Annotated in this window: 9 protein-coding genes; 6 read left to right on the top strand and 3 right to left on the bottom strand. The window is 70.5% G+C overall.

Annotated elements, in window-relative coordinates:
* Nucleotides 1-53 precede the first annotated feature (53 nt).
* The 6 genes from E6C72_RS05350 to E6C72_RS05325 all read left to right on the top strand — a co-directional run bounded on the left by E6C72_RS05350 (nt 54) and on the right by E6C72_RS05325 (nt 8579).
* Entirely contained in the window at nt 54-2480 is a 2427-nt protein-coding gene (locus E6C72_RS05350) for a transglycosylase domain-containing protein (RefSeq protein WP_109444269.1), read from the top strand.
* Between the two features lie 70 nt (nt 2481-2550).
* Complete coding sequence (icmH, locus tag E6C72_RS05345) at nt 2551-3882, top strand: type IVB secretion system protein IcmH/DotU (protein WP_247882083.1); 1332 nt, start codon at nt 2551-2553, stop codon at nt 3880-3882.
* 10 nt (nt 3883-3892) lie between these two features.
* Nucleotides 3893-6001: a type VI secretion system membrane subunit TssM gene (gene tssM, locus E6C72_RS05340; RefSeq protein ID WP_109444270.1), complete on the top strand. Its 2109-nt coding sequence runs from the start codon at nt 3893-3895 to the stop codon at nt 5999-6001.
* Entirely contained in the window at nt 5998-6762 is a 765-nt protein-coding gene (gene tagF, locus E6C72_RS05335; RefSeq protein WP_247876102.1) for a type VI secretion system-associated protein TagF, read from the top strand. Before tssM ends, tagF begins: the two co-directional genes overlap by 4 nt.
* 200 nt (nt 6763-6962) lie before the next feature.
* Nucleotides 6963-7388, top strand: a complete 426-nt coding sequence (locus tag E6C72_RS05330; protein WP_109444271.1) for an RNA-binding S4 domain-containing protein — start codon at nt 6963-6965, stop codon at nt 7386-7388.
* Between the two features lie 114 nt (nt 7389-7502).
* Nucleotides 7503-8579: a Tim44 domain-containing protein gene (locus tag E6C72_RS05325; RefSeq protein ID WP_109444272.1), complete on the top strand. Its 1077-nt coding sequence runs from the start codon at nt 7503-7505 to the stop codon at nt 8577-8579.
* Between the two features lie 108 nt (nt 8580-8687).
* On the opposite strand, the gene E6C72_RS05320 is transcribed toward E6C72_RS05325, so the two are convergent.
* The 3 genes from E6C72_RS05320 to E6C72_RS05310 all read right to left on the bottom strand — a co-directional run bounded on the left by E6C72_RS05320 (nt 8688) and on the right by E6C72_RS05310 (nt 12089).
* A complete protein-coding gene (locus E6C72_RS05320; protein WP_109444273.1) occupies nt 8688-9755 on the bottom strand; it encodes an ABC transporter ATP-binding protein in 1068 nt (355 codons plus the stop codon).
* 19 nt (nt 9756-9774) lie between these two features.
* A complete protein-coding gene (locus tag E6C72_RS05315; RefSeq protein ID WP_199228953.1) occupies nt 9775-10974 on the bottom strand; it encodes an extracellular solute-binding protein in 1200 nt (399 codons plus the stop codon).
* A gap of 188 nt (nt 10975-11162) precedes the next feature.
* Nucleotides 11163-12089 (bottom strand): diguanylate cyclase domain-containing protein, encoded by a 927-nt coding sequence (locus tag E6C72_RS05310; RefSeq protein ID WP_109864884.1) that lies wholly within the window; start codon nt 12087-12089, stop codon nt 11163-11165.
* Nucleotides 12090-12202: the final 113 nt, after the last annotated feature.

Raw genomic sequence — 12202 nt, 5'->3', positions numbered from 1 at the left:
GGAACGCTTCCCGCACTCATCACACAGACCTGACGGGGCTAAGCGAGCGCGCCGTGACCGCCGACCGACCGGACCATCCCATGGGCCCGGACCAGCGCAGGGCCAGCCAGCTCTACGCCGGCCCCCGTCCGATCCGCACCCGCGAAGATCCGTCAGCGCTCGACCGTCTGACGGCTGGCGAGGTCACCCGCGCGCTGGCCGCCAAGGCGGCCGATCTTGCCCGCGACCGGCTGTCCAAGCTTGGCCGGAACAAGCCGCGCCGCAAGTTTCCGCCCTCTGCCGCACCGCCGGCCACGCCGTACAAGCAGCAGCCCCGCCGGTCCCGCGGTCTGCCAGCCTTCAAGCTGCCGTCCTTCGGCTTGCCGTCCATTTCGCTTCCAAGGATCTCCTTGCCGAAACCGAAGCCGCCTGCCCGCCGGTCCGGTGGTAACCAGCCGCCGCAACCACCGTCCCCGCCGAGCGGGCGCCCCGGCCGGGCGCCGCAGCCGCCCCGCAACAATGGGGGCAAAGGCAGTGGCTGGATGAAACGGCTGGTGCAATGGGGCCTCGTCGCCGCCATCTGGTGCGGCATCGCTCTCGGGGCGGTGCTGGCCTGGTTCGCGCTCGACCTGCCGGACATCTCCAAGGTGGCGCAGTTCGAGCGGCGCGCCTCGATCACGGTGCTTGCCGCCGACGGCAGCGAGTTCGCCCGCTTCGGCGACCTGCACGGCACGACGCTCAGCGTGCGCGACCTGCCGCCGCATCTGGTGGGGGCGGTGCTGGCGATCGAGGACCGCCGCTTCTACAGCCATTTCGGCATCGACCCGCTGGGTCTCGCCCGCGCGGTCTACGTCAACTGGCGCTCCGGCCGGGCGGTGCAGGGTGGCTCCACCATCACCCAGCAGCTCGCCAAGAACCTGTTTCTGACGCCCGAGAAATCGCTGAAGCGCAAGATTCAGGAAGCCATGCTGGCGCTCTGGCTGGAGAGCCGCTTCACCAAGGACCAGATCCTCACCGCCTATCTGAACCGCGTCTATCTCGGCGCCGGCACCTTCGGGGTGGACGCAGCCGCGCGCACCTATTTCGGCAAGCCGGCGACCGAGGTCGACGTCCGCGAATCGGCCGTGCTGGCCGGCCTGCTGAAGGCGCCGTCGCGCTACGCCCCCAGCTCCAACCCCGACGAATCGGCGGAGCGGGCACGGGTGGTGATGGCGGCGATGCTGGACGCCGGCTACCTCACCCAGGCGCAGTATGACGCAGCCCGCACCGCCAAGCCGTCGCCCAAGCGCAAGCCCGGCGGCGACGGCCGCTATTTCGCCGACTGGGTGACCGATCTGGTGCCGGGCTTCGCCGGTCCCGACCATGGCGACGTGATCGTCCGCACCACGCTGGACCTGAAGATGCAGCGCGCCGCCGAACAACGGCTGGAGGCCCTGCTTGCCGGCCCCGGCGTCGCCGCCAATGTCCGCCAGGGGGCGCTGGTCGCAATGAGCCCCGACGGGGCGGTGCGCGCCCTGGTCGGCGGCCGCGATTACGACAGCAGCGAGTTCAACCGCGCCACCCAGGCGTTGCGTCAGCCCGGATCGGCCTTCAAGCCCTTCGTCTATCTGGCCGCGCTCGAGGCCGGCTGGAGCCCCGACAGCATGATCGACGACGCCCCGGTCCAGCTTGGCAACTGGAGCCCCGGCAACTATGACGGTAAGTATCGCGGCAGCATCACGCTGGCCGCGGCGCTCGCCCATTCCTCCAACACCGCGACGGCACGGCTGATCGACAAGGTCGGCACCGACCGGGTGCGGCGCATCGCGTCGAACCTCGGCATCTCGTCGCCACTGACCCGCGACCTGTCGCTGGGCCTCGGCACCAGCGAGGTGACACCGCTGGAGCTGGTGCGCGCCTATGCCGGCATCGCCAACCGCGGCGTCCCGGTCTGGGCCTATGCCATCACCGAGATCAAGGGGCGCGACGGCGCCGTGCTCTACCGGCGCCAGGGCGGCGGCGGTGCGGCGGTGGTCGATCCCTCCCATGCGGTGCAGCTGTCGCAGATGATGACCGGCGTGCTGGAGTACGGCACCGGCCGCAGCGCGAAGCTGAACCGGCCGGCGGCGGCCAAGTCCGGCACCACCCAGGACTATCACGACGCCTGGTTCGTCGGCTTCACCGCCGATCTGGTCGCCGGCGTCTGGCTGGGCAACGACAACAACGAGGCGATGAAGAAGGTCACCGGCGGCACGCTGCCGGCCAAGCTGTGGCGCGAGTTCATGCTGGACGCCCATGCCGGCAAGCCCGCCCGCCCGCTCCCCGGCCTGGACGGCGCCCCCGCCTGGAGCCCGCCGCCGGGAAGCCTGCAGCCGGGCGTCGTGCCCCCCGGCGGCGTGCCGATGGCGTCGGCGGATGCGCGGTCCGGTGGCGGCATCGGCTCGCTGATCGAAAAGATCGCCGGCGGTTCCGGAACGGCACCGCGGGTGCAGTACGACTACAGCCACAGCGGGGGGCGGTAGGAGGCGTCAGTTCCCCCCGGCGCCCCGACCCTGCTATACCTCCCCCGGATTTCCCCACAGCGGACGACAGATGCAGGCGGACGAGCGACTGGACGGATTGGACATGGCGGAGACGGACATGGCGGAGACGGACGAGCGTCCGCTCGCCGCCGTTCTCGCCGCCCTGGCCACCGACGCCCCCGCCGATCCCGCTCAGCCCGCCGCTCTGCCCGCCGCTCCGCTTTCGGGCGCCGGCCGGTCGGACGCCCCGGGCCCGTCCCCCCTCAACCCGCTGCTCAGCCTCGCCGCCCCGGTGCTGGCGCTGGCCGGTGCGCTGCGCGACCGCAGCCTGACCGACCAGCCGCGCGCCGCCGTCACCGCCGCATTGGAGCGCTTCGACCACGCCGCATCCGCCGCCGGCCTCGACCCGGACGAAATCCGCTCCGCCCGCATCGCGCTTTCCGCCACCTTGGACGATGTCGCCCGTGCCGCCGGTCATGGTGGGGCGGCGGCTGAGCCGGGTGCCGGCGTGCGTTTCTTCGACCTGCTCGACGGCATGCTGGGCGATCCGCGCCGCCACCGCCAGGCGCTGGAGCTGTTCTACGCCTGCCTGTCGCTGGGCTTCGAGGGCCGTTTCCGCGACAAGCCCGGCGGCGCCCACGACCTCGCCCGCCTGCGCGACGAGCTGTACCGCGTCCTGCGCCGCGCCCGCGGCGACGTGGCGGTGGAGCTGTCGCCGGCCTGGGCAGGGGTGTCGGAACCGTTCCGGCCGCTCGGCACCTCGTTGGGCAGCACCCTGATCGGCAATGGGTCGGGCTGGATCGTCTGGGCGGTGGTGGTGCTCGGCCTGTCCGGCCTCTACGTCCATCTCGCCGGCGCCCTCGACCGGCAGGCGGAACCGGTGATCGCCCGCATAGCGGCCCTGCTGCCCGACCGCACGATCGAAATCGCCCGGCTGGTCCCGCCGCCGCCGCCCACCGCCGGCCCGGCTTTGATCGCCCGCATCACCGGCCAGCTCGCACCGGAAATCCGCACCGGCGCCGTCGAGGTGCTGGCGGGAGAGGATGGTGCGCTGGTCATCCGCATCCCGGCGGCGGCGATGTTCGCCACCGGCAGCGACGCCGTGAGGGCCCGCCACCGCGCCATCGTCGAGCGGGTCGGCCAGACCCTGGCGGCGGAGCACGGAAGCGTCCTGGTGGTCGCCCACACCGACGACCAGCCCCCGCCCGGAGGCCGCCTTCCCACCGCGCAGGTTTTGACCGACGCCCGCGCCGAAGCGGTGCGCAAGCTGCTGGAGCGTTCGCTGCCGCCCGCCCGCCTGTCGGCCGAGGGCCATGGCGACCAGGAACCTGTCGCGTTGAACGACACGGCGGCCGGGCGCGACGCCAACCGGCGGATCGACATCCGCCTCTATCCGCATTAGGGCGCCCGCCATGGCCGATCCCCGACCCAAGAAGGCTGGCGCCGCTCCGGCGAAGCAGACCGTCAAACGTCGCCCCCGAAACAGGCGCAAGCCCGCCGCCCCCTCGCCACACCGCTCCGCCCGCGGCCGCTGGGCGATGTCGCTGCCGGGCGCGCTGGCGTTGGGTCTGGCCGGCTGGCTGCTGCTGCCCCGTCTGGCAGCGTCCTTCGCCCCGCATCTGCTGCCGACCATCCAGCCGGACTGGAGCATCCGCCTGCTGCCGCTGGTCCTGGCGCTGGTCGCCTGGATCACCGTCAACCGCCGCATCGACACCCGCGAGCGCGCAGCCAACGCCCGCCTGCTGGAGGCGCTGGCCGCCGGCAGCGATCCCGAGCTGAAGGCCTCGCTGGAAGAGATCGGCGCGGTGCGCAAGCGGCTCGACGGCGTGCTGGCCCAACTGCGCAAGCGCCGGGGTGGTCGTTACCTTTATCAGCTGCCCTGGTATCTGGTGATCGGCGCCCCCGGTTCGGGCAAGACCACGGCGCTGGCCAACACCGGCCTCGCCGCCCGCACGCCCGCCCATACGCCCGGCGGCAGCGTGACAGAACCGCTGGCGGGCCCGTTCATGGGGCTGGGCGGCACCCGCAATTGCGACTGGTGGTTCACCGACCGGGCCGTTCTGATCGACACCGCCGGCCGCTACACCACCCAGGACAGCCGGCGCGCGGTGGACGGCCGGGTGTGGTCGGGCCTGCTCGACCTGCTGAAGGAGCACCGCCCACGCCAGCCCGCCAACGGTGTCCTGCTGACCATCAGCATCCCCGAGCTGACCAACTGGAGCGACGCGGATCGGCGCAACCACGCCATCCTGATCCGCCAACGCCTGAACGAGCTGCGGGTGCAATTGGGCGTCCGCCTGCCGGTCTATCTGCTGCTGACCAAGGCCGACCTGCTGGACGGCTTCGCCACCTTCTTCGACCCGCTGGACCGCGAGGCGCGCAGCCAGATCTGGGGCCTGACCCTGCCGGCCGACGAGGCCGCCGCAGACCGTGCCGGCGGTCCGCTGCCCGTCTTCCGCGACCTCTATGCCGGTCTGGTGCGGCGGCTGGACGAGCGGCTGCTCGATCGGCTGCACCAGGAACCGGACATCCGCCGCCGCGGCGATGCCTTCGCCCTGCCGCTGCGGGTGGCGGAACTGGAGCCGGCGCTGGCCGACATCGTCGACACCGTCTTCGGCTCCGAACATGGCGAGGAGACGCCGCGCCTGCGCGGCCTCTACCTGACCAGCGCCACCCAGACCGACGCCTCGCTCGCCCTGCTCGCCCCCGACAACAGCCGCCCGGCCTCGACCTATTTCCTCGAACGGCTGCTGCCCGATCTGGTCTTTCCGGAGGCCAACCTCGCCCGGGTCGACCTTGCGGTGGAGCGCGACCGCCGCCGCCGCGCCCTGCTGTCCGCCACCGCCGCGCTGGCGCTCGGGTTGGCGGTTGGGGGCTGGTGGCTGGTCAGCGCCCGCGGCAACGCCGCCCTGCTGGAGCGCGCCGACACCGGCGCCGCGGCGGTGGAGGTGGCGCTGCGCCCGCTCGACGCCCCACCGCGCGCCCTGGCCCGGGTGGACGATGCTGATCCCGCGGCGATCCTGCCGGCGCTGGACGCCCTGCGCGCCCTGCCGCTGGCCTTTGACAATGCGCAGAATTGGGCAGGACAGGATTGGGCCGCCCCGGCGCTGGCCGGTGGTTTGTACCAGGGCGCGCGCATCGCCGCCCCGGCGCAGGAAGCCTACCGCCGCGCCCTGCGCAGCCAGTTCCTGGCGCGCATCGCCCTGCGTCTGGAGGAACGGCTGCGCGCCGACTGGGCCTTGCCCGACCAGCTGCGCCAGACCCTGCGCATTTACCGCATGGTCGGCGGGGCGGAGCCGATGGATGCCGGCGCCATGGCGGAATGGCTGGCGCTCGACTGGCAGCGCATGCTGCCCGGCCCGGCCAACGAACCGCGCCGCCGTGCCCTTGGCGACCATCTGGCCGCCCTGTTCACCGTCGGTTTCGCCCCGGTTCCGCCCGACGAGGTTCTGGTCGCCCGCGTGTTGGAGGTGCTGGCGCAATCGACATCCACACAGCGCAGCCGGGCCGCCCTGCCATGACCGCCGGTTTCGCGACACCACGGGGGATGTTGGCCGCTGCCGGTGCCGTTCTGTTGCGGGCGCCGGGGATTGGCGGCGGGTTCGGCAGCGGTTTGGGCGGCGGCTTGGGGGGCGCTGCCGATCCCGTGGTGGGCTTCCACGGCAAGGTGCCGGCGCGCGGCGACTTCGTCGGCCACGGCCTGCCCGGGGCGGTCCTCGGCCCCTGGGATCGCTGGCTGTCGGCGGCTTTGGGCGAGGCGGGGCGCCGGCTGGGGGCGGAGTGGGAGCCTCTGTTCGCCCAGGCCCCGGTCTGGCGCTTCGCCCTGTCGCCCGGCCTTTGCGGCGCCACCCCGCTGGTCGGGGTCTGGATGCCCAGCGCCGACCGGGTGGGCCGTCCCTATCCCTTCACCATCGCCGCCGGCCTTCCTGTCGGCTTCGACATCGCCGACGCGCCCGCCTCCTGCGCCGCGTGGCTGTCCCGTGCCGAGGCGCTGGCGGCGGACGCCTGCCGTGCCGCTGCCGACGTGGAGGGATTGCCGGCCCGCCTCGCCATCCTCGGCCGTCCGGAACCGGAGCGCGTCAGCCCCTCCACCCGCGCCCTGCTCGACCGGCTGTCCGGCCCCTTGGGTGGGGATGCCAGCCTGTGGTGGACCCGGGGCGCCGGCCGCGTCGCGCCATCTCTGCTGTCCTGTACCGGCCTCCCCGCCCCGCCCCGCCCGACCGCCTTCCTCGACGGCGCCTGGACCCGCTGGGGCTGGGAGAATGCCGAGGAGGAGCGATGAAGGGAGCAGCCGACAGGCCGTGGCGGGAGTGAACTCCTTTGATCCATGGTGAGACCGCTTCCTCAGCACCAGAATTATACATGACTTCACCGGCGCGCCCCCGCACCTGCCGCCTCGGTTTCAGCTCTGCCAATCATCCGGGTCGGGGTCGGGGCCAACGCAGCGGACCGAACAACCTGAAGCACCAAACGGAAACGCCCATGAACAACACCGACACCGACGACTCACCCCCCGGCCGGCTGCGGATCGACAAGTGGCTTTGGTATGCGCGCTTCTTCAAGACCCGCAGCCTTGCCGCCAAGCTGTGCAACGACGGGGGCGTGCGGCTGTCGGGGGCGGTGGTGACCAAGGCGCATGCGGCGGTGAAGCCGGGCGACGTGCTGACCTTCGCACAGGGGCGGCACATCCGCGTCATCAAGGTGGTGGCGCTGGGAAGCCGGCGCGGTCCGGCGCCGGAAGCCCAGGCGCTGTACGAGGATCTCGCCCCGCCGGTGCCGGAGGAACGGCTTCAGGACCCCTATCGCGCACCGTTCCAGCAGCCGGGCGCCGGACGACCGACCAAGCGCGACCGTCGGGCGATCGACGCTCTGCACGGTGACGGAAGTCTGCAAAGTGAGACCGATTAGGCGGCGGCACTGATTGTTGCTCGAAAAAAGTGAGACCGCCTCTTAAACAGGACGGCCACCACCCCCATCTGGGAAGGCTGGATAACCGACCAGATGCGACAAGCGAGCATAATCATGAGCGAGAAGACCCGACCTTCGAGCCTTTCCGCCCCCTCTTCAGCGAAGCGCGGCGCCCGCGCTGCGACCGCCGTGGCGGTTGCGCTGGTGATGGCGCTGGCCGCCGGCACCGCCGACGCCCGCGCCGGCAAGAGCAGCTCGTCCGGCAGCCGCGGCAGCCGCACCACCGAGGCGCCGGCCGCCACCAGCACCGCGCCCAACGCGGTGTCGCCGATGGAGCGCTCCACCGCACCGGCGGCATCGCCGGGTATGCAGCGCCCCGGCGCCGCTGCCACCGCCCCGGCGGCGGCCCCCTCGCGCGGCTTCTTCGGCGGCGGCTTCATGTCCGGCCTGATGGGCGGCCTGATCGGCGCCGGCATCGGTGCGATGCTGTTCGGCGGCGGCTTCTTCGAGGGGCTGGGCAGCTTCGCCGGCATCCTGGGCTTCATCCTGCAGATCCTGCTGGTCGTCTTCCTGGTCCGGCTGGCCGTGCGCTTCTTCCGCAACCGCTCGCAAACCGCCAACACCGCGGCGGTCGGCGGCCCGCTGGGCGGGAACCGGCCGGCCTATGCCGGCGGTCCGCAGGCCGACCAGATGAACCGCGATGCGGCCGATGTCGGCTATAACCCGGTTGGCGGTATTGGCGGCGGCAACGCCGGTCCGGCCCCGCGCCGTCAGGCGGCCGACGAGATCGGCATCCAGCCGGCCGACTTCGAGGCGTTCGAGCGGCTGCTCGGCACCGTCCAGACCGCCTACGGGCGGGAGGATGCCGACACTCTGCGCGCCGTAACGACACCGGAGATGTTCTCCTACTTCAGCGAGGATCTGGCGGAGAACCGCAGCCGCGGCGTGGTCAACAAGGTCAGCGATATCCGGCTGCTGCAAGGTGATCTGGCCGAGGGCTGGCGCGAAGGGGCGCAGGAATACGCCACCGTCGCCATGCGCTTCTCGCTGGTCGACGTCACGGTGGACCGCGCCAGCGGCCGGGTGATCGAGGGCAACGCCTCGCAGCCGACCGAAGCGACGGAGCTGTGGACCTTCGTCCGCCCGCGCGGCGGACAGTGGCAGCTGTCGGCGATCCAGCAGACGCACTGACGCTTGCGGAGACGCCCGCGGATTTGGAAATGCGAAACGCCCCGGCCAATCGGCCGGGGCGTTTTCGTTTGCGCGGTTCGTGCCCTCTCTCGTTCCGGACAAGCCGGATCACGCGGTCGGCAACACCACGGCGTCGGTGGCACGGAAGCCGAGGCGGACGGTCTCGCCGGGGACGAAGGCCGGCTCCTGGCCCAGATGGGGCATCTGCACGGTCAGGCCGCCATCGAGGAAGGCGTTGACGAAGGCGCCCTCGAAGTCGCTGTGGCTGACCCGGGCGCTCAGGCTGTTGTCGCTCTCGTTCCCCCCAGGACGTTCCGGCGCCAGGCGTTCCGGCCGAACATAGAGGATGGCATGATCGCCCGCCGACAATCCCCGCGGGTTGCGCCCCCGCAGCGGGCCGAAGGCGCTGTCGAGCACCGCCCAGCCATCCGCCGCCTGCGTCACCTGTCCGGCGAAGCGGTTCGATTCGCCGACAAAGGAGGCGACGAAGGCGGTCTGCGGGTGGTCGTAGATGGTCTTGCCGTCACCCACCTGTTCCAGCACGCCGCGCGACATCACGCCGATGCGGTCGGACATGGTGAGCGCCTCGCCCTGGTCGTGGGTGATGTAGATGAAGGTCACGCCGGTGCGCTTCTGCAATTCGCGCAGCTCGGCGCGCATATGCTGGCGCAGCTTGAGGTCGAGCGCCGACAGCGGTTCGTCGAGCAGCAGCACCGCCGGCTCCACCGCCAGGGCGCGGGCGATGGCGATGCGCTGGCGCTGGCCGCCGGACAGGTCGGTCACCCGTTTTTCCGCCGTATCGGGCAGAGCCACCAGTTCCAGCAGCTCGCGCACCCGGCGCTTGCGGTCTGCCGACGGCACGCCGCGCACCTCCAGCCCGAAGCCGATGTTGTCCGCCACCGTCATCAGCGGGAACAGGGCCAGATTCTGGAAGATCAGCGCGGTCGGCCGCTTGTTCGGACCGATCCCGCGCATGTCCCGGCCGCCGATGCGGATAACGCCGTCCGTCGGCTCCATGAAGCCGGAGATCATGCGCAGGATGGTGGTCTTGCCGCAGCCCGACGGGCCGAGGAAGCTGAAGAACTCCCCCGCCCCGATGGTCAGCGACACGTCGCGGACGGCGACGGTGTCGCCGAACCGCATGGTGACATGGTCGAGTTGGACGTCTTGGCTCATGGTCCCTGCTGTGTGCGGATCACGCCGCCAGGAAGCGATCCTGGTACTCGTTGCGGATGGAGACGTACCACGCCTCCTGGATCGGCCACCACCACAGCTTCTGCAAGGCATCGCCCGGATAGGCGTCGGCGAAGAACTGCTTGTTCAGGTCGGTCAGGTGGGCTTCGGCGCCGACCGCGGTGCTGGAGATGCCGGAATGGTTGGTGTAGAGCGCGCCGGCCTGCGGCGTGTAGAACCAGTTGATCCAGGCATAGGCGTTCTCGAGGTTCTCCGCCTTCTTCGGAATGGCGAAGCCCTCCATCCAGGCGAGCGCACCCTCCTTCGGCGCGATGAAGCGGATCGGCAGGCCTTCCTTGCGGAGCGCCACGGCGCTGCTGTCCCAGGTCTGGCCGATGACGCAGCCGTTGGTGCGGAAGGCGCCCTGGGCCTCGTTCTCGTTGGTCCAGAACTGGGCGACCGACTTCTTGTTGGCGGCGGCCACCTTCAGGATGGCGTCGAAGTTGGCGCGCGCCTTCGCTTCGTCCTTGAACTGGTCGCGGACGGGGTGCGGCAGCTTGCCCTGGCTTTCCAGCCACAGCGCGATGCCGATCAGCGAGGAATGGCCGCGCACCGTCACCTTGCCGGCGTTGGCCGGCGCCCACAGATCGCCATAGCTGGCGGTGCCGTAGGCGAGCGGCGCCTTCCTCATGTCATAGGCCAGCGCTTCGGTCCCCCAGTCGGCCGGGGCGAAATAGCGCTTGCCGCCGACGACGCCGCCCATTCCGGCGGAGCCCTCGACCGACGACTTCAGACAGCCGTCCCACTTCACCTTCGACTCGTCGATCGGCTGCACCAGCTCGAACTCGACATAGTTCGGCACGCGGTCGACGGTGGGGTGGATGATGTCGAAGCCGGCGCCGCCGGTGGCCTTCAGCTGGTTCAGCAGCTCGTCGTTGGTGCCGTATTCGGTCAGGGTCGCCTTGACGCCGGTCTTCTTCTCGAAGTCGGCCAGCATGTCCGGGCTGATGTAGCCGGCCCAGGAGAAGATCTTCACCGTGCCCGATGCCGCCCGGCCTTCGCGCAGGACGAAGGGACCGACCGAGGCGACACCGGCCGCCGCCGCAGCGCTTTGCAGCAGCACGCGGCGGGTGAAGCTCTTGGCGGCGCGCTGGGTCTCGGCGCTGGACCGCTGCGATTCGGTCTGGGCGTGAACGATCTCGACCTGATCGATCTTGGACATGACGTCCTGTCTCCCTGGCTCTTGAAGGGTGGCTCTTGGATGGCGTTTGAACGGGCGGCGGCCATGCGAAAGGCTACCCCCGCTTAAGGCATAAAGTGTGCCTGAGACAAAAGCCGTCCGTCCATGGGGGAAGATGAAGCTCCGCCAAACTTCATAGAGCCGTCATATCGCCCGGTTACATCACGGAATCACATCACATAGAAGCGCGCCTTCACCGTCACGCCTTCGGCGCCGCGCAGGACGGTGCGGTTGCGGCCGCTGCGCTTGGCGAAATAGAGCGCTTCATCGGCCTGAGTCATCAGGTCGTTGACCGAGTCGGTGTCGCGGTCCAGGCACATGCCGATGCTGATGGTGAAGCCGAAGCTGGTGCCGCTGCCGGTCTCCACCACGAGTTCGGCGGTGGAGCGGCGGATCGCCTCGACCCGCGCCAGAGCCGATTCCAGATCGCCGGCGGGCAGGCACAGGCAGAACTCCTCCCCGCCCAGCCGGCCGAGGAAGCCGCCGTCGGGCACCTGGGCTGCGCAATGATCGGCGAATCGCTTCAGCGCAAGGTCGCCGTTGCTGTGGCCATGGGTGTCGTTGATCGCCTTGAAATGGTCGATGTCGAACATGGCCACCGCCAGCGGCCCCCCCGCTTCCTTCGCGGCGCGGCAGGCCCGTTCCAGCTTTTCCATGAAATAGCGGCGGTTCAGAACCCCGGTCAGGTAATCGGTGTGCAGCATCTCCACCATCACCCGGTGCATGCGGGTGATGCGCTCGCCGGCCCGCACGCGGGCGCGCAGCATCGACAGGTCGATGGGCTTGGCCAGGAATTCGTCGGCACCGGAATCGAAGGCCTCGATCCGCCGGGCTGTCTCGGTGTCGCCGGTCATCAGGATGGTGAAGGTGCGGTGCTGGTCGTCCTCCGCCCGGACATGCCAGCACAGCTCCAGGCCGGTCATCACCGGCATTTCCAGATCGGTGATGATGATGTGGATGTCGTGGCTGCGATAGATCGACAGCGCCTGCTCCCCATCCTCCGCCAGCAGCACACGGAAGCCGTTGCTTTCCAGATCGGTCCGTATCAGGTCGCGGAAGTATTCGGAATCGTCGGCGACAAGGATATTCGTTTCCACCGCGACACCCTGCCGTCCGCAAAGATTCCGTGCTTGCGGACCTTAGCAAACTTCCCGTCGCGATGGGATAGCGGCGTGGCGACACGTCGCGGTTGCTTGGCAAACCAAAGGAC

The organism is Azospirillum sp. TSH100 (assembly GCF_004923295.1).
GTDB lineage: Bacteria > Pseudomonadota > Alphaproteobacteria > Azospirillales > Azospirillaceae > Azospirillum.
Note: the sequence above shows the minus strand (reverse complement) of the source record. Positions and strands in the feature narration are given on the sequence as shown.